This window comes from Vitreimonas sp., assembly GCF_035627415.1.
Taxonomy (GTDB): Bacteria; Pseudomonadota; Alphaproteobacteria; order Caulobacterales; family Aquidulcibacteraceae; genus Vitreimonas.
Window position 1 is genome coordinate 19938 of record NZ_DASPLU010000013.1, and the last position, 17629, is coordinate 37566.

At 67.2% G+C, this 17629-nt stretch carries 18 protein-coding genes; 11 read left to right on the top strand and 7 right to left on the bottom strand.

Annotation, left to right across the window (positions count from 1 at the left end):
• The first annotated feature begins 5 nt into the window (after positions 1-5).
• Positions 6-575, top strand: a complete 570-nt coding sequence (locus VEA80_RS09625) for a class I SAM-dependent methyltransferase (RefSeq protein WP_325060515.1) — start codon at positions 6-8, stop codon at positions 573-575.
• Positions 576-713: 138 nt separating this feature from the next.
• Here VEA80_RS09625 and VEA80_RS09630 read toward each other — a convergent pair whose 3' ends face one another.
• Positions 714-1367: a hypothetical protein gene (locus tag VEA80_RS09630; protein WP_325060516.1), complete on the bottom strand. Its 654-nt coding sequence runs from the start codon at positions 1365-1367 to the stop codon at positions 714-716.
• A gap of 547 nt (positions 1368-1914) precedes the next feature.
• Between VEA80_RS09630 and VEA80_RS09635 the strand changes: the two genes are divergently transcribed.
• A complete protein-coding gene (locus VEA80_RS09635) occupies positions 1915-2226 on the top strand; it encodes a hypothetical protein (RefSeq protein ID WP_325060517.1) in 312 nt (103 codons plus the stop codon).
• Complete coding sequence (locus VEA80_RS09640) at positions 2223-3209, top strand: glycosyltransferase family 2 protein (protein ID WP_325060518.1); 987 nt, start codon at positions 2223-2225, stop codon at positions 3207-3209. Before VEA80_RS09635 ends, VEA80_RS09640 begins: the two co-directional genes overlap by 4 nt.
• On the opposite strand, the gene VEA80_RS09645 is transcribed toward VEA80_RS09640, so the two are convergent.
• From VEA80_RS09645 to VEA80_RS09660, 4 genes are all read right to left on the bottom strand, one after another.
• Entirely contained in the window at positions 3175-4026 is an 852-nt protein-coding gene (locus tag VEA80_RS09645; protein ID WP_325060519.1) for an SDR family oxidoreductase, read from the bottom strand. The two genes, VEA80_RS09640 and VEA80_RS09645, sit on opposite strands and share 35 nt — an antisense overlap.
• On the bottom strand, positions 4023-4892 hold the full coding sequence (locus VEA80_RS09650) for a glycosyltransferase family 2 protein (RefSeq protein WP_325060520.1): 870 nt from the start codon (positions 4890-4892) through the stop codon (positions 4023-4025). The genes VEA80_RS09645 and VEA80_RS09650 overlap by 4 nt, the downstream gene beginning before the upstream one ends.
• Complete coding sequence (locus VEA80_RS09655) at positions 4876-5646, bottom strand: DUF3108 domain-containing protein (RefSeq protein WP_325060521.1); 771 nt, start codon at positions 5644-5646, stop codon at positions 4876-4878. The genes VEA80_RS09650 and VEA80_RS09655 overlap by 17 nt, the downstream gene beginning before the upstream one ends.
• 99 nt (positions 5647-5745) lie before the next feature.
• Positions 5746-6369 (bottom strand): hypothetical protein, encoded by a 624-nt coding sequence (locus VEA80_RS09660; protein WP_325060522.1) that lies wholly within the window; start codon positions 6367-6369, stop codon positions 5746-5748.
• Between the two features lie 204 nt (positions 6370-6573).
• On the opposite strand from VEA80_RS09660, the gene VEA80_RS09665 reads away from it, so the two are divergent.
• The 5 genes from VEA80_RS09665 (at position 6574) to VEA80_RS09685 (ending at position 12710) form a co-directional block, all read left to right on the top strand.
• On the top strand, positions 6574-7731 hold the full coding sequence (locus VEA80_RS09665; RefSeq protein WP_325060523.1) for an O-antigen ligase family protein: 1158 nt from the start codon (positions 6574-6576) through the stop codon (positions 7729-7731).
• A 79-nt stretch (positions 7732-7810) separates the two neighbouring features.
• Positions 7811-8821: an NAD-dependent epimerase gene (locus tag VEA80_RS09670; RefSeq protein WP_325060524.1), complete on the top strand. Its 1011-nt coding sequence runs from the start codon at positions 7811-7813 to the stop codon at positions 8819-8821.
• Complete coding sequence (gene cysD / locus VEA80_RS09675) at positions 8811-9716, top strand: sulfate adenylyltransferase subunit CysD (protein ID WP_349257242.1); 906 nt, start codon at positions 8811-8813, stop codon at positions 9714-9716. Before VEA80_RS09670 ends, cysD begins: the two co-directional genes overlap by 11 nt.
• On the top strand, positions 9716-11566 hold the full coding sequence (cysN, locus tag VEA80_RS09680; RefSeq protein WP_325060525.1) for a sulfate adenylyltransferase subunit CysN: 1851 nt from the start codon (positions 9716-9718) through the stop codon (positions 11564-11566). The genes cysD and cysN overlap by 1 nt, the downstream gene beginning before the upstream one ends.
• A gap of 79 nt (positions 11567-11645) precedes the next feature.
• Positions 11646-12710: a mannose-1-phosphate guanylyltransferase gene (locus VEA80_RS09685; protein WP_325060526.1), complete on the top strand. Its 1065-nt coding sequence runs from the start codon at positions 11646-11648 to the stop codon at positions 12708-12710.
• Here VEA80_RS09685 and tkt read toward each other — a convergent pair.
• Positions 12707-14695 (bottom strand): transketolase, encoded by a 1989-nt coding sequence (gene tkt, locus VEA80_RS09690; protein ID WP_325060527.1) that lies wholly within the window; start codon positions 14693-14695, stop codon positions 12707-12709. The two genes, VEA80_RS09685 and tkt, sit on opposite strands and share 4 nt — an antisense overlap.
• Before the next feature lie 111 nt (positions 14696-14806).
• On the opposite strand from tkt, the gene fsa reads away from it, so the two are divergent.
• The gene (fsa, locus tag VEA80_RS09695) at positions 14807-15460 is read left to right on the top strand and encodes a fructose-6-phosphate aldolase (protein WP_325060528.1); all 654 of its coding nucleotides are present in this window, start codon (positions 14807-14809) and stop codon (positions 15458-15460) included.
• A gap of 12 nt (positions 15461-15472) precedes the next feature.
• Here the strand turns inward: fsa and VEA80_RS09700 are convergent, their stop codons facing one another.
• On the bottom strand, positions 15473-15751 hold the full coding sequence (locus VEA80_RS09700; RefSeq protein ID WP_325060529.1) for a hypothetical protein: 279 nt from the start codon (positions 15749-15751) through the stop codon (positions 15473-15475).
• Positions 15752-16022: 271 nt separating this feature from the next.
• On the opposite strand from VEA80_RS09700, the gene galU reads away from it, so the two are divergent.
• A complete protein-coding gene (gene galU, locus VEA80_RS09705) occupies positions 16023-16916 on the top strand; it encodes a UTP--glucose-1-phosphate uridylyltransferase GalU (RefSeq protein ID WP_325060530.1) in 894 nt (297 codons plus the stop codon).
• Positions 16916-17602: a 6-phosphogluconolactonase gene (gene pgl, locus VEA80_RS09710; RefSeq protein ID WP_325060531.1), complete on the top strand. Its 687-nt coding sequence runs from the start codon at positions 16916-16918 to the stop codon at positions 17600-17602. The genes galU and pgl overlap by 1 nt, the downstream gene beginning before the upstream one ends.
• Positions 17603-17629: the final 27 nt, after the last annotated feature.

Consider the following 17629-nt stretch of genomic DNA (forward strand, 5'->3'; position numbering starts at 1 on the left):
GCCGCATGATCGAAACACCGCGGGCGCCTCAGTACGCACACCTCGCAAAAAGAGATGACGTTGCTCTGCTACTGAGTCCAGGTGCCGTGGGCATAGAACTTGGCGTTGCCGAAGGCGAGTTCGCATATCGCTTGCTGCAGAAGCCAACCTTTAGCTTCCTGTACGGCGTCGACGCGTATGCGGGTGATCGCGGGCACGACATCGATCAGTACAAGCGTGTGTTGCGAAGACTCGATGTGTTTCGCAATCGGTATTCACTATTGCAAATGCGGTTCGATCAGGCTGTCGATCTCTTTGACGACCACACATTCGATTTTGTGTATGTCGATGGCTACGCACACACCGGGGAAGAAGGGGGCGCGACTTTCCGTGATTGGTGGCCGAAGCTCAGACCGGGCGGAGTGTTTGCAGGGGACGATTACGATCCAGCGTGGCCAGACGTCGTAAAGCAGGTCGATCAATTCTTGGGTGAACACGCACTCACGGGCTACCTGATTCCCTTCGTGGAAAAGGACACTCCTTACTGCAAGTATCCTACTTGGTTCACGATCAAGCCGACCCATCCTCGTCGGTAAGAGAATTTTACACCGTCATCCCGGCCGGAGGCGCGGAGCGCCGTAGAGCCGGGACCAAGGAGCGACCGCACTGCCGCTTGCCTCTGGGTCCCGGATCGCGCTCCGCGCGCCCGGGATGACGGTGCGTGGGGCGGAGGATCACCAGCGCGTCTCCTCGATCTCGTGAAGCGCCGCCAACCGACTGTAGATCGTGTCAGCACGAGCAGCTCGGGCAAGCAATTCGAGGACTATCTTCGACGCCGCAGTGTCGCGTGAGCAGACGGCCCTCGTTCGTGCCCACAAATTATGAATCATGTCACCGCCACCGACGACAAATGACGTCAACCCGTCGAACAGCGGAACAGGGTCAGTCATCGCGCTAAGCGGTTTTTGGACGACTCCAACGCCCCTTCGCTCTGTCTCGTACAGCTTGATGGTGTTCATCAGAGTCGAACCGACGCAGGCAATCGCGCGCTCCGCCGGATCTGGTGACACATCGATTATGGTATCGCACGCAGAGATCAACCAACGGGCGCTCAGACTGTTCAGGAGGTGCGGTGCTTGCTCGCGCCAAAGCTCATCGAACCGTTGCACCGCAAGCGGCTTTTCGAGATTGCGCCGAATGAGCACATTCAGCGTAGCGTGATAGAAATCAATTTGGGGATCGCCCGCGAATTCTCGCGTCAACCGTCCGAGGTGATGTTGGAGATCAGCATCACGCCCTCTGGGAATGATCTTTTCGGCGCCCGGCATTCGCGCTGTGCGGAGGGCCTCTAGGTTTGGCGTCCTCTCGGAAAGCGGCAGTCCGAACATGAGTTCTCCAACGACCATTTCCTACGACTCGCTGAATTGCGGATAACCCCCGCCTCTATCCCCCACATTTCGCGGATTTTCCTCAATCTTTTCCGCACCCGCGCCGAAATCAATCCGACAGCGCCGAAACCGGGTTAGAATGCTCCCATCGCGTTTGCAGGAGGGCAGTTGGATCCCTGCCGAGCCAATGCAAAGGCGAGACGGTCGAGCGTGAAGTCTCCGAAGCTCTGACGAGCCGACGAGGCCAAGCCCGCGGGAATGCGGCGAGGGCCGCCAACCGCGGGAAGTCACCGGGACCTTGCGTCGGCAAGCGCAAGACCCGCACGCCGCCGGCGCTCTTGCCAGAGGCGTGAAACACCGCCTTGTGCGGAGCCGGCGACAGCAGGCCGTCGGGGGCGCGGATATCCGCGTCTTTTCGCGCCGTGTCATGCGGCGCATGTCGGCGCGGATGTCCGCGCCCCCTGCCCTCCGTTTTTCGCGGCCCTGAGGCCCGAAGGCGCCTTCGCGCGCCCATCGAAAACCCGCGCCCATTTTCCAAGGAGAACCGATGTTCGACGCCGCTCACCAATTCTTCGTCGCGCTCGCGCACGCCCGCAAAGCCAGCCGCCGCGGCGACGCCGCCACCGCCGAACGCTGGCTGCGCATCGCCGAGCGCCACGCCGCGCTGGCCGAACGCCTCAACAAGCTCGCGCCGCCGCCGCCGCCGCGCAATCCGTGGCCCTACCCCGCGCCGGTCCGCGCGGCTTCCCCGGCCGGCGATGATGTTTACAATCGCGGCGGGGACTCGCCGTCCCCGCCGCCTCCGCCTCCGCCTCCGCCTCCGCCTCCGCCTCCGCCGCCACCGCCAGAGCCCGCGTGACTCCACTCGCCACCATCATCGTCGTCACGCACGACAGCGCGCGCTGGCTGGAGCGCATGTGCGCCGCCGTCGCCGCGCAAACCGAAACGCGCTGGCGGCTCGTTCTCGTCGACAACGCCTCGCGCCCCGACCAGCGCCCGCGCCAAAGCGCGCTGCCGCCGGGCGCGAGCGTCATTCAGTGCGAGAAGAATCTCGGCTTCGCCGAAGCCAACAATCTCGCCGCCCGCGACGCCGACACGCCCTATCTCGTCTTCCTCAATCCCGACGCCTTCCCCGAACCCGGCTGGCTCGCCGCTTTGATCGCGACCGCCGAACGCTTCCCCGCAGCGGCCGCGATCGGCTCGCTGCAATGGCGCGCCGACGCGCCCGGCGTGTTCGACGGCGCGGGCGATGTGCTGCACGCGAGCGGGCTCGCCTATCGCTCCAATTACGGCAAGGCGCACGCGCCCGCGCCGCCGCTTGGCGAAAGCTTCAGCGCCTGCGCCGCCGCGATGCTGGTGCGGCGCGACGCGTTCGAACAAGTGGACGGGTTCGATGCGCGCTATTTCTGCTATTTCGAGGACGTTGATCTGGGCTTTCGCCTGCGCCTCTTCGGCTGGCGCGTGCTGCAATCGCCGGACGCGGTGGTGCATCATGTCGGCGGCGGTGTCGCCGGCGCGCGCTCGGCCTTCGGCGATTTCCACGGCGCCCGCAACCGGCTCTGGACCTTCGTCAAATGCATGCCGGCCGCTTTGTTCTGGCCGCTGCTGCTCCCGCACCTCGCCGCCAGCGCGCTCGTCTGCACGATCGCCCTTTTCAGCGGCCGCGGTGCGCACGCCTGGCGCGGTTTTCTCGCCGGTTTTGCCGGCATCGGCCCGATCTGGCGCACGCGCCGAGACCTGCAGCGCACCCGCCGCGCCAGCACGGGCGCCATCGCCCGCGCGCTCGCCTGGTCGCCCGACGTGCTGCTCAGCCGCCGCCCGGTGATCCGTCCATTGCGCTGACGAGATGCGCGAGCCCCTCGCGCAATGTGGTGCGCGGCGCGAGCGCCGTCGGCAATGCATCTTGCGCAATGGCGACGCGATCGGCGTCCGCCCGCGCCGCCTGCTCGGCGCTCAACACGCCGGCCGCCGCGAGCAGCGCCGCCGGCATCGGCGCGACGAGGCGCGAAACGCCCGCCGCTTTTGCGATGGCCGCATACAGCGCCCGCATCGTCACGATCTCCGGCCCGCCCGCCGCGAACACGCCCGTCGGCGCATCCGCCTCGGCGAGCCCCGCCGCCAAGCAGCCGAGATCGTCATGAAACACCGGCTGCACCCGCGCCCGCCCCGAGCCCGGCAGCGCCATCGCCGGCCAACGCCGCGCCATCCGCACCAGCCGCGTCACCGTCGCGAGCCGCGGATCGCCATAGATCAAGGTCGGCCGCACGATGGCGAGCTGCGCAAACCGCGCCCGCAGCGCGTGCTCAGCGTCCGCGAGCGCGCGATAGCTCGGCGCCTCCGGATCGGCCGCGACATTGTTGCTGGAGAACACGACGATGCGCCCGACCTCCAGCTCCGCCGCTTCGAGCGTCGCGCGCGCGATCGCCAGATTGGCGGTGAGCAACAGCGCGTCGCACCCCTGCGCCGCGCGCGCCCATTCGGCGTGGTCCGGCAGATGATGGCGCATGACCTCCGCGCCCGCCGCTTCAAGCCGCGCGCGCACGTCGTCGCGCTCCTGGTGCATCGAAGCGGTGACGGCCCAGCCGCCGGCCAGCAGCTTATGCGCCGCCGCTTCGCCGACCGCGCCGCCAGCGCCCACGACGAACGCGCGCCGCGTCATCGGTTCAGCACCAGCCCGGCCAGCCGCGCCAGCGCCCGCTCGAACGGGCCTTGCGCGAACTTGTCGAGATATAGCGCAAGGCCCCGCCCCTTGTGCCTGGCGATGAAGCCCGCATCTGCGGCGCTGGTGGAGCGCACGTGGACGCCGTGCGGCCCCGGCACGAACAGAACCGGCCAGCCGCGCTGCTCGGCGCGGCGGCAGAGATCGATATCCTCGACATGGACGAAATACGCCTCGTCGAATCCGCCCAGCGCGTCGAAGTCGGCGCGCCGCATCGCCAGCAGCGCCCCGCTCACCGCGCCGACGCGCGCCGGCGCGACCGGCAGCGGATCGCGGTGGCGGTTGAAGTCGCGGAAGAACGGCAGCGCCGGCTCGAGCCGCGCCAACCCGCTCGCATATACGAACGCGCGCCAGGCCGTCAGCCGCTCGCGCCGCGAGCCACGCTCGGGCCGCCCGCGCGCATCGCGCAGATCGCCGCCGACGATCGCCGGCGGCGGCGCCTCGTTCAGCGCTTGCGCGAGCCGCGCCAGCGCATCGTGTTCGAGAATCACGTCCGGATTAACGAACGCCAGCGTCTCGCTCGCCGCCGCCCGCGCGCCCAAATTGCACGCCGCCGCGAAGCCGATATTGCCGTGCCCGCGCATGAGCCGCACGCGCGCGTCGGCTTCGACGAAAGCGTCGATCGCCGCCGTTTCCGCCGCCGCGTTGCCGTTGTCGACCAGCACGATCTCGTCGACGCCCGCCGCCCGCTTCAGCGCCGCAAGGCACGATGCGAGGGAGGCGCCGGTGCGATAGCTGACGACGATGGCGCAGAGGCTCACCTGTGTTGCGCTCCGCGCCGCAGGCGGCTCAGCCGATGCGTTCATAGCGACGCAGATCGAGCTGCGCCTGCCCGAGCGGCGTCGGCACGGTGAGCCGGAGCGGCGCGGCGAAGCCCGGCTCGGCCGGCAGCGCGAACCAGGCGTCGGCGGCGGGCACGCGGCCGCGCTCGAAATCGGCGCTGAAGCCGGCGATCGGCTCATAGCGGAAGCGGCAGTTCAGCGCCGGCCCGCGATAGCCGCCGCCGTTGAACGTTCCATGCCCGATCGGGGCGACCGAGAGTCTGTAATGTTGACGTCCGTCGAACACCAGCACCGCCCCCCGGCACGCCCGCGCCGCGCCGATCTCGCGCCCGAGCGCGAAGACGCCGGTGAGCGGATCGAACGAAGCGCCCTGCTGCGCCGCGCTCGCCGGCGGCGCGCCCAGATCGCCGTAGCGCGGCGTCACTTGCGCGGTGACCGCGGCGCCGGCGCGATTCATCTGGATGCGGCGAAACTTGCTCGCATACGCATGCGAGATGTCATAGCGCGACCAGGTGATCGCGCTCCCCGCGATCGCGCCGGTGGATGTGGCCGTGATCTCGGTCTGATCGAACAGCCGCGCCAGGCCCGACGTGCGCAGATTGGCGCGCACGGCGTAACGTGTCGGGCTCGCCGTCACCTCGTAACTCGCCGCCCCCAGCACAACGACGCCGAGCACCGCGGCTTCGTAGTTCAAACGATACGTCTCGGCGCGCGCCGGCGCAGCCGCAACGCCGACAAGAACCAGCGCGCACGCGATCGTCTGGAGAAACCGCAGCATCCAACTCTCCCGCCGATGCGGCGCAGTCGTAACGCACGCGCGCAGACGTGTCACGGCGAGGCCGCGCATCGCGCTCATGCAGCTTCAGTCAGTTGGAGCTCAGAAGTCCTCGTGCGCGAACATCAGTTCGGCGAGTTCGAGGTGCGGATCGCGATACGGCACGACGTAATCGGAGCCGCCGCCATTGCCGCTGTAGCTCACTTGCACCATTTGCGCCGGCGCGGGGGCAGTTTCCGGCGCCGCCGCTTCCTGCACCGCTTCCACCGGCGCGGGCTCGCTCAGCGTCAGGCGCAGCTCGGGCGCCGGCGCGGCGGCAGTCACCGCCGGAGCGGCGATGATTTGCGGCATGCGCGTCGCCGGCAGCGGCGCGAACGTCACCGCGCCGTCGGTCATGGCGATCTGGCGCACGTGATCGATCTTGGCTTCGGTCGCGGCGCGGGTGAATTCCATCGACGCCGCGGTCGAGGCCAGCTGGCCGCGGATCTCGGTCACTTCCTCGGCCGTCAGCGGCGAGGGGTAGGCGGGAAGGTTGGCGTAGGGATTTTCAGCAGCCGTCGGATCGACGCCCGAACCGGACGCCATGCTGGTGCCGACCATGCCGCCGAGACCCGCCGGGGAGATGATCGTGACGGCAAGCACGGTCGCAGCGACGCCGGTCAGACCCGACTTTACGATCGTGTCCTTCACTTCGCGTTCAAAGCCGCCCGCGCCTTGTCCCGACATCCTAACGCTCCCGCGCACGCGCACCGGCGCGCCGTCCCAGCCCGCCCTATACACGTGTGGGGGGTAACAAAGCTTAAATCTCGCCCGGCGCCAAGCGCTAAGGGCCGATTTCCAGTGACGAAGCCGACATGTTGGTTAAGCGCCGAGCGGCATTGCCCAAGCGGCGGGCGCCGTGACATGCGCTAGGGCCGACGGGAGGAGTCGATGCGGGTTACCACCAGCGCCATTGTGATCGCAGCTTTTTTCGCTCTGCTGCCGGCCGTTTCCGCCGGCGGAGCGATGGGGCTGCCGGTGCTGATGTGCCTCGCGGCCGTGCTGGCGTTCCGGCCCTCGCTGCTGCAGCAAGCTGTTGAAAACAAACTGATCGCACTCCTTGCCCTGCTCGCCTTCTGGGGCTGGGCCTTGGCCGCCAGCGCCTGGTCGGCGCAGCCCGGCTATGCCCAGGCCGGCAAGCTCGCCGCTCTCGTTCCGCTTGGACTCATGTTTGCGGCGGCCGCGGGCGCCCAGCGAAACCGCGATTTGACCCAGGCCAGCGGCGTGGCCGCTTTCGCGGTGTTGACGGCGCTGATGGTGATCGAGGCGCTCTGGGACATGCCGCTCAACCGCGCCGCCAATCCGGAGATTCCGCCCGGCGAAGTCGTCCGCAACATCAATCGCGGCGCCGCCGTGGTGCTCGCCCTCACCTGGGGGGCGGCGGCGAGCCTCCTCGCGAACGACCGTGGCGGCTGGGCCCGCGTGGTGCTGGCGGCCAGCGCGCTTTTGGCGATGCCATTGGGGCTTTGGGCCAATCTGGTGGCGTTCCTGATCGGCCTCGTCGCCTTCGCCGTCGCCTACAGCGCCCCGCGTTTCGCGGTCATGAGCGTCTCGGCTGGGCTCGCGTTCTGGATGATCGCCGCCCCGTTCGCGACGCCGCTGATCCTGGCCAACCAGCGCTTGGTCGATGCGCTGCCGCTGAGCTGGGCCGCGCGCGTCGGCATCTGGGACTATGTCTGCGCACGAATCATGGAACAGCCCTGGCTCGGCCACGGGCTCGACGCCTCACGCGCCGTGACCGATCAGATCGCGGTGCGCGGGATCGACATGAGCGCCGTGCCGCTGCACCCGCACAGCGGCAGCCTGCAAATATGGTACGAAACCGGAGCGGTAGGCGCGGCGTTGGCTGCCGCAACGCTGCTCGCCGGCGGGTGGGCGGTCTCGCGCGCATTCGCAAAAAACCGCCCGGCCGCCGCCGCCGCCGCGGCGACGCTCGCTTCGCTCGGAATCATCGCCAATGTCAGTTTCGGGATTTGGCAGGAATGGTGGAATGCGACCATGTTCGTAGCCGCCGCTTTGGTCGCTGCATTGGCGCGAGCGCGCGCATGAAGTTCGAAGCATTGCTTTTGCCGGACCTGCTGCGTATCGAACGCGGGCGCTGGGCGGCGCGGATGAGGCGTTGGCGTAGATGATTCCAGTCCTGGTGACCGGCGCCGCTGGTTTCATCGGCTTTCACTTGGCCGACCGGCTGCTGCGCGCCGGCCGGCCGGTCGTCGGCCTCGATAATATGAGCGCCTATTACGACGTCGCGTTGAAGCGCGACCGGCTGAAAGCGCTCAAGGAGCATCCGGACTTCACCTTCGCCGAGATCGACCTGGCCGACCACGAGCCGCTCACGGCGCTGTTCGCACGGCACAAATTCGAGATCGTGTTCAATCTCGCGGCGCAGGCCGGCGTGCGCTACTCGCTGCAGAATCCGCACGCTTACGTCCGCTCGAATCTCGACGGCTTCGTCAACGTGCTCGAGTGCTGCCGCCATCACGGCGTGAAGCATCTGGTGTTCGCGTCTTCAAGTTCGGTCTACGGCGCCAATACGACGATGCCGTTCGCGGTGGATCAGAACGTCGATCATCCGCTCTCGCTTTACGCGGCCACGAAGAAGTCGAACGAGCTGCTCGCGCACAGCTACAGCCATCTTTATCGCCTTCCGACGACCGGTCTGCGCTTCTTCACCGTGTACGGCCCGTGGGGGCGCCCGGACATGGCGATGTACCTGTTCACCAGCGCCATTCTCGAAGGCCGGCCGATCGACGTCTTCAACAATGGCGAGATGCAGCGCGACTTCACTTACGTCGATGACGTCGTCGAAGCTTTGGTGCGCGTCGGCGACCGGCCGGCGGCGCCCAATCCCGCTTGGCGCGGCGATGCGCCTGACCCCGCTTCGTCCACGGCGCCGTGGCGCATCTACAATATCGGCAACAACGAGCCGGTGAAGCTGATGCGGCTGATCGAAACCATCGAGAAGGCCACCGGCAAGACGGCGATCAAGAATTTCCTGCCGATGCAGCCGGGCGATGTGCCGGCGACCTACGCCAATGTCGACGCGCTGATGCGGGACGTGGGCTTTGCGCCGAAGACGCCGATCGAAGTCGGCGTGCAGCGCTTCGTCGATTGGTACCGGGGCTATTATGGCGGCTGAGACGCGACTTTCGCATCTGCAGGCGCTCGAAGCGGAAAGCATCCACATCCTGCGCGAGGTCGCCGCCGAGACCGAGCGGCCGGTGATGCTCTATTCGATGGGCAAGGACAGCGGCGTGCTGCTGCACCTGGCGAAGAAGGCGTTCTTCCCGGGCAAGCTCCCCTTCCCGCTCCTGCACGTCGATACGACGTGGAAATTCCGCGACATGTACGCGATGCGCGATGCGGCGGCGGCGGAGCATGAACTCATCGTCTACCGCAACCCCGATGCGGTGGCGCGCAACATCAACCCGTTCGAGCATGGCTCGGAGCTGCACACGCAAGTCTGGAAGACCGAAGGCCTGCGTCGCGCACTCACTGAGTACGGCTTCGACGCCGCCATCGGCGGCGCGCGGCGCGATGAGGAGAAGAGTCGCGCCAAGGAGCGCGTGTTCTCGATCCGCTCCTCGCACCAACGTTGGGACCCGAAGAACCAGCGGCCGGAATTGTGGAGCCTCTACAATACAAAGAAGCGTCCGGGCGAGAGCTTCCGCGTCTTCCCGCTGTCGAACTGGACCGAACTCGATGTCTGGCAATATATCGAGGCCGAGAACATCCCGATCGTGCCGCTCTACTTCTCCGCCGAGCGCCGCGTCGTGCGCCGCTCCGGCGCCTGGATCATGGTCGACGACGCGCGCATGCGGCTCGAGGCCGGCGAAGCGCCGGAAGTGAAACGCGTGCGCTTCCGCACGCTCGGCTGCTATCCCCTCTCCGGCGCGGTCGAGAGCGAAGCGGCGAGTGTCGGCGACATCATCCGCGAGATCGTGGAATCGCGCGCCAGCGAACGCCAAGGCCGTTTGATCGACAGCGACACCCCTTCTTCGATGGAGAAGAAGAAGCAGGAAGGCTATTTCTGATGGCCGAAGCGAAAACGCTCCTGCGCCTGGTGGCGTGCGGCTCGGTTGACGACGGCAAGTCGACCTTGATCGGCCGGCTCCTGTACGATCTCGGCACGATACCGGACGATACGCTCGAAGCGTTGGAGCGCGATTCCAAGACGGTCGGCACGCGCGGCGGCGAGCTGGACTTCGCGCTACTGGTCGACGGCCTGATGGCCGAGCGCGAGCAAGGCATCACCATCGACGTCGCCTACCGCTATTTCGCCACCGAAAAGCGCAAGTTCATCGTCGCCGACGGCCCGGGGCATACGCAATACACGCGCAACATGGTGACGGCGGCGTCGAATGCGGACGTCGCCATCCTGCTGATCGACGCACGCAAGGGCGTGCTGACGCAAACGCGCCGGCATGCCTTCATCGCTGCGCTGATGGGCGTGAAGCAAGTGGTGCTCGCCATCACCAAGATGGATCTGATCCGCTACGATCGCACGGCGTACGATCAGATCGTCTCCGACTTCGTCGAGCTTGCCGGAACGCTCGACATTCCGCGGCTGGCGGCGATCCCGGTCTCCGGCGTCAGCGGCGACAATATCGCCGCCCGCAGCGCGGCGACGCCCTGGTACGACGGCCCGACTCTGATCGAGCTGCTGGAGGGCGCCGAGCCGCGCGAGGCGCATCGCGCCGACCAGCCGCTGCGCATGGCGGTGCAGAGCGTCGTGCGCCCCAATCTCGATTTCCGCGGCTTCGCCGGGCGGCTGGCCGCTGGCGTCGTCAAGCCGGGCGCCGCTATCCGCATCCTGCCCTCGGGGCGCACTGCCAATGTCGCGCGCATCGTCACCGCTGACGGCGACCTGGAGCAGGCGGTCGCCGGCCAATCGGTGACGCTGACGCTCGACCACGAAGTGGATTGCTCACGCGGCGACATCATCGCCGCGGCGGACAATCCCTGCGAGATCGCCGACCAGTTCCAGGCGACGATCGTCTGGATGAGCGAGACGCCGCTCTTCCCGGGCCGCCGCTACGCCATGAAGATCGGCGCGGCGCACGCGTGGGCGACGGTGACGGAGATCCGCCACGGCTTCGACATCGACACGTTCCAGCACACGCCGGTGAAGCAGCTCGACGGCAACGGCATCGGCGTGTGCAATGTCAGCCTCGATCGCGACATCCCGTTCGATCCGTTCGAACAAAACCGCGAGACCGGCGGCTTCATCCTGATCGATCCGGACACGAACGAGACAGCTGGCGCGGGATTGATCCATTTCGCGCTCCGCCGCGCGCACAACGTGCATTGGCAAGCGCTCGAGGTCGACCGCAACGCGCACGCGGCGATCAAGAACCAGAAGCCGGCGATCCTCTGGTTCACCGGGCTCTCCGGCGCCGGCAAGTCAACGATCGCCAACCTTGTCGAGAAGCGGCTGCACTCTTTCGGCCGCCACACCGTGCTGCTCGACGGCGACAACATCCGCCACGGCCTCAACCGCGATCTGGGCTTCACGCCGGCGGACCGGGTCGAGAACATTCGCCGTGTCGCCGAAGTGGCGAAGCTGATGGCGGACGCAGGCCTGATCGTGCTGGTGGCGTTCATCTCGCCGTTCCGCGCCGAGCGCGAGCTGGCGCGGAGTTTGGCCAAGGAAGGCGAGTTCTTCGAAGTGTTCGTGGACGTACCGCTCGACGTAGCCGAGCAGCGCGACGTCAAGGGCCTCTATAAGAAGGCGCGCGCCGGCCAGCTCAAAAATTTCACCGGCATCGATTCACCCTACGAGGCGCCGGAGCATCCCGAAGTGCGGATCGATGCGGCCAAGACGAGTCCGGCGGATGCGGCGGAAGCGATTGTGAAAGCGATCAGCAGAAAGATCGCCCGCTGATGCCAGTTGAGACGTGCCAAATCGGCACAAACGCCAAGGCTCACCTTTTGCGACAGCGCCCGGCAGGCCACACTACGTCATGACCATCCGCATCATCCCCGCCATCATGTCCGGCGGCGCCGGCACGCGGCTCTGGCCGGTTTCGACCGAGGCGCGGCCGAAGCAATTCCACGCGCTGAGCGGCGGCGAGGCTTCGCTGTTCACGGAGACGGCGCTGCGTGTGAAAGGCGCAGCCGGCGCGGTGACGTTCGCGGACCCGCTGATCCTCTGCAATGCGCGCCACACCGCGTTGGTGCGCGCGCACCTAGCCGAAGCCGGCGTCCAGCCGGCGGCGCTCGTGCTCGAACCTCAACCGCGCAACACGGCGGCGGTCGGCGCCATCGCCGCGGCGCTGGCGCAGGAGATCGACGCCGATGCGCTGGTGCTGCTGCTGCCGGCCGATCACGTCATCGCCGACGCGGCGGGCTTTCGCGCCGTGATCGAGCGCGCCGCGCCGTTTGCGCGCGAGCGGATCGTCACCTTCGGCATCACGCCGGACCGGCCCGCCACCGGATACGGCTATATCAAGCGCGGCGAACGTTTGGGCGACGGCGTGTTCGCCATAGAGAGCTTCCGCGAAAAACCGAACGCCGAAACCGCAAGCGCCTATCTCGCCGGCGGCGGTTATTCCTGGAACGCCGGCATTTTCCTCTTCCATCCGGCGACGCTGCTGGCCGAATTCAGCGCCAGCGCGGACGTGCGCGACAAGGCGCTAGCGGCGCTGAAGGCCGCCGAGCGCGTCGGCGATGAAGTGCGGCTCGATGCGGCGCAGTTCGCGCAAGTCCCGTCGCAGCCGCTCGACATTGCGGTGATGGAAAAGACCGCGCGCGCGGCGGTGGCGCCGTGCGAGATCGGTTGGGCCGATCTCGGCGCCTGGGACGAGATCTGGCGCGTCTCGCCGCGCGACGCGGGAGGCAATGCGGTGCAGGGCCAAGCGATGGCGCTGGATGCGTCCGGCAATTTGCTGCGCGGCGACGGGATAAAGGTGTGCGTCGCCGGCGTCAGCGATCTGGTGGTGATCGCCACGCCCGAAGCCGTCGTCGTCATCCCGCGCGAGCGCGCGCAGGACGTGAAGCTTCTGCGGGAACTGGCGGCGAAGCTTTAAAGCAGCGCTTTCGCCGTCTCGACTACGGCTTCGGCCGTAATGCCGAAATGGGCGTAGACGTCTTTCGCGGGCGCCGAGGTCCCGAACGTCGACATGCCGACGAACGCGTCGAGCCCGAACGCCTCGAACCAGCCCTGCCCGACCGCCGCTTCGACGCCGATCTTCAGTTCGTCGTCGTCTCCGCAGACGCCGTCCTGGTAGACGTCGTCCTGCATCTCGAAGAGCTCGAAGCACGGCGCGGAAACCACGCGCGTCGGGACGCCTTCGGCCTGCAGCAGCTCGCGCGCCTTCACCGCGAGCGCCACTTCCGTGCCGGTGGCGAAGATGGCGACGCGCGATGCGCCGCCCTCCGCCGGGAGCAGCTCGTAGGCGCCGCGGACGCTCATGTTTTCGCTGGCGTCGCCGCGGAGCGCCGGCGTGGCTTGGCGCGAGAGCGCGAGGACGCTCGGGCCGTCCTCGTTCAAGAGCGCCGCCTGCCAGCACTCCGCCGCCTCGACGGCGTCAGCGGGGCGGAAGACGTAGAGGTTCGGAATCGCGCGCAACGCCGCCAAGTGTTCGACCGGCTGGTGCGTCGGGCCGTCTTCGCCGAGACCGATGCCGTCGTGCGTCATCACGTGAATGACGCGGACGCCCATCAGCGCGCCGAGACGGATGGACGGGCGCGAGTAATCGGCAAAGCACAGGAACGTGCCGCCGTATGGGATAACGCCGCCGTGCAGCGCCATGCCGTTCATCGCCGCCGCCATGCCGTGCTCGCGGATGCCGTAGCGGACATAGCGGCCGAGGCGGTTCTCCGCGGTGAAGTCGGGCGTGCCCTTGGCCAAGGTGTTGTTGGAGCCGGTGAGATCGGCCGAGCCGCCGAGCAATTCGGGGCAGGCGTCGAACATCGCCTCGATCGCGGCGCCCGAAGAGGCGCGCGTCGCCAGCGACGGCTTATCGGCCGCCATTTTCTGCGCATGCATGCCGAGGGCGGCGATCGCCGCGTCGACATTGCCGCTCATCGTCGAGGCGAAGGCGTCGCGCTGCGGATGCCGCTTCAATCTGGTTTCCCACGCTTCGCGGATCTGCGCGCCGCGCGCACCGATCTTGCGCCAAGCGCCGAGGATGTCGTCCGGCACTTCGAATGGGCCGTGCGGCCAGCCGAGCGCGGCTTTCGCCGCCGCCAGCTCTTCCGCGCCGAGCGCTTCGCCGTGCGCCTTCGCGGTGCCCGCCTTCTTCGGCGCGCCGTAGCCGATGATGGTCTTGCAAGCGATCAGGGTCGGCCGATCCGACTTCGTCGCCTCGTCGAACACCTTGGCGACGGCGTCCATGTCGTGCCCGTCGCACGACACCACATGCCAGCCGCTGGCGGCGAAGCGCGCTTTCTGATCGGTGGAGTCCGAAAGCGAGACGGCGCCGTCGATCGAGATCGAATTGTCGTCCCAGATCACGGTGAGCTTGTTGAGCTTCTGATGGCCGGCGAGCGCGATCGCTTCCTGGCTGACGCCTTCCATCAGGCAGCCATCGCCGGCGATGACCCAAGTGCGGTGATCGACAAGGTCGGCGCCGAAGCGTGCGTTCAAGTGAGCTTCCGCCATCGCCATACCGACCGCGTTGGCGAGACCTTGGCCGAGGGGGCCTGTCGTCGTCTCGATGCCATCAGCGAGGAAATTTTCCGGGTGGCCCGCCGTGCGCGAGCCGAGCTGGCGGAAGCGCTTGATCTCCTCCAGCGTCATCTCCTCGTAGCCAGTGAGATAGAGCAACGCATAGAGCAGCATCGAGCCGTGGCCGGCGGAGAGCACGAAGCGGTCGCGATCGGGCCAGTTCGGCTCCGACGCGTCGAATTTCAGATAGCGCGAGAACAGCACCGTCGCGGCGTCGGCCATGCCCATGGGCATGCCGGGGTGGCCAGACTTCGCCTGCTCCACCGCATCCATGGCGAGCGCGCGGATGGCGTTGGCCATGTCCTTGGCGCGGACGCCTTCGATTTCTTCGTGCTTGGCCATTCGGTATTCCCTGCTTCAAGGGTGTTTAGCCGCGATTCGGGCCGCTTGCCCTGCGCGCGCAGTCCGGTATCAGCGAGACGCGCCCGTTTCTACGCGGCAAGGGAGCTTCTTATGCAGATTTTCATCGACAGCGCCGACGTCGCGGAACTGAAGGCCCTGGCCGAGACCGGGCTGGTCGATGGCGTCACCACCAATCCCTCGCTCGTTGCGAAGGCGGGACGCGATTTCTTCGAGACGCTGCGCGAGATCTGCGCGGCGGTGCCGGGGCCGGTCAGCGCGGAGGTGGTGGCGCAGGATTACGAGACGATGCTGGCCGAAGGCCGCAAGCTGCGGACCCTCGCGGACAACATCGTCGTCAAGGTTCCGCTGACGCGCGACGGTTTGCGCGCCTGCAAGACGCTCGAGGACGAGGGCCATCCCTGCAATGTGACGCTGTGCTTTTCGGCGGTGCAGGCGCTGCTGGCGGCCAAAGCCGGCGCGACGTTCATTTCGCCGTTCCTCGGCCGGCTGGACGACGGCGGCCAGGACGGCATGCAGCTGATCCGCGAAATCCGCGCGATCTACGACAATTACGACTATCAGACGCAGATTCTGGCGGCGTCGATCCGTTCAGCGGCGCATGTGCGCGACGCCGCGATCGCGGGCGCCGACTGCGCGACGATCCCGCCGGCGGTGTTCAAGGCGCTGTACAAGCACAATCTGACTGACGCCGGCCTTGAGGCGTTTCTCAAGGACTGGCGGGCGACTGGACAGAAAATCGTGTAGGCGGCGGGGAGTTTAGCGGCCCGACAGGTTTTGCAGGCGGCGGATGTCGTCGTTCGTGGTGGCGCGAGCGGCCGCCATCGCGCGCTCGGCGTCGGCCAGCTGCGCTTCCACCGCGGCGACGTCCAGCGCGATTTCCGGGCGCTGTTCCACCGGCGACGCCATCGCCTCGCGCACGGTTAGACCGCCCTGCACGGCCACAGGCGCGACCAGACCCAACAGCATCATCGCGCTGACGCCAGCGGCGAAGCTGGCCACGACCATGCGGACGGTGGCATTGTTGGTGGACGACATTGTGGATTACTCCCGGACCGGCGCGCGGTCTGTTAACAAAAGGTTGCCGTATTGGCAAACGGTACTTTGCGGCGCCGAAGAGAAATCGTCCGTGACGGTGGTCACCACTCTCGACACCCACACCCGCCGTCTTCCGCGGCTTCTGCAGATCGTAACCGATAATCCTGAATTCAAGCCGAATCCGGGGCTCGGTTGCTGTTCTCGGCTGCAGCGGCTACGGCTCTAGCGGCATAGCGGATCACCGATGCTGCGCTGCAGCAAAAGGAACACAATGGCTAGCGTTTCCTCCTCGCCCCGACCGCTACGGAAAGCGGTACTTCCCGTCGCCGGCTTCGGCACCCGCGTACTGCCGGCAACCAAGGCAATCCCGAAGGAGATGCTCCCGGTGTTCGACCGGCCGGCCATCCAGTACGTCGTGGACGAAGCGCTGGCCGCCGGCATCGAGCACATAGTATTCGTGACGGGGCGCAATAAGGGCGCGATCGAGGACTATTTCGATCGTTCGTATGAACTTGAAGTAACCTTGCGCGAAAAGAACAAGAACGCGCAGCTCGAAGAGATCAACCTCTCCGTCCAGGCCGCCGGGTCGACGAGCTTCGTGCGTCAACAATCGGCGCTCGGGCTGGGGCACGCGGTCTGGTGCGCCCGCGACATTGTCGGCGACGAGCCGTTCGCGGTGATGCTGCCGGATATGCTGATGATGGCGCAGCCTTCGTGCTTGGCGCAGATGGTGGACGCCTACAACAAGGTCGGCGGCAACATCATCGCGGTGGAGCCCACCGACACGCCCGAGCGTTACGGCGTCATCACCCCCGAGAGCCGTGAAGGGCGGCTGATCAAAATGAAGGGCATGGTCGAGAAGCCGAAGCGCGAGGAAGCGCCGTCGAACCTCTTCATTAGCGGCCGCTACATCCTGCAGCCGGAAATCTTCGAGCTGCTCGCAAGCCAAGGCCCGGGCGCCGGCAACGAGATCCAGCTGACGGATTCGATGGCGCGCTTGATGGATGTGCAGCCGTTCCACGCGCTCGAGTATGACGGCGTCACCTACGATTGCGGCGACAAGATCGGCTACCTGCGAGCTACCGCGGCCTACGCGCTGGCGAACGAAGAGCACGGGGCGGCGGCCGCGCAGACGCTGCGCGATCTGTTGGCCAGCAAGGGCTGATGGAAAACTTCAGCGCCTTCGCCGACCGCCCTGCTTTGATGCAGGCGGCGGCGGAGCGCATGGCGCGAGCGGCGAACGATGCCATCGCTGCGCGCGGGTCGGCTTGCTTGGCCCTTTCCGGCGGCTCGACGCCGGAGCCGGCTTATCGCGCGCTCGCGGCGATGAAGCTCGATTGGTTGAAGATCACGCTTGCGCTCGTCGACGAACGCTTCGTGCCGCCGAGCGACAACGCGTCCAACGAAAAGCTGGTTCAACGCGCGTTCGAGCCGGTGTTTGCGCAAGGCGCGCAGTTCAAGCCCATGTTCTTCGCGACGTCGACCGTAGCTCAGGCCGCCGACTGCGCCGAGACGCTGTACGCGCCGCTGCATATCGACTTCGCGCTGATGGGCATGGGCGATGACGGCCACACCGCGTCCTGGTTTCCAGGCGCGACTGCGCGCCCGCTCGATCCGACGACGCGCCGGACTGTGATCGACGTCCACGCGCCGCAAGCGGCGGGTTCGCCCGACCGGCTGACGCTCACGGGTGGCGCCTACGGGCGAATTACAAGCGCGCTGCTGCTGATCGCCGGGCGCGACAAGCGCCAGCGGCTCGAACGGGCGGCGCGGCAGCCGGTCGATCAAGCCCCTGTCGCCGCGCTGTTCGCTCCCGGCGCGCCCAAGCTCGAGATCTTCTGGGCGCCCTGATCCCGGCTCCCCAGATGCACGTCCCAC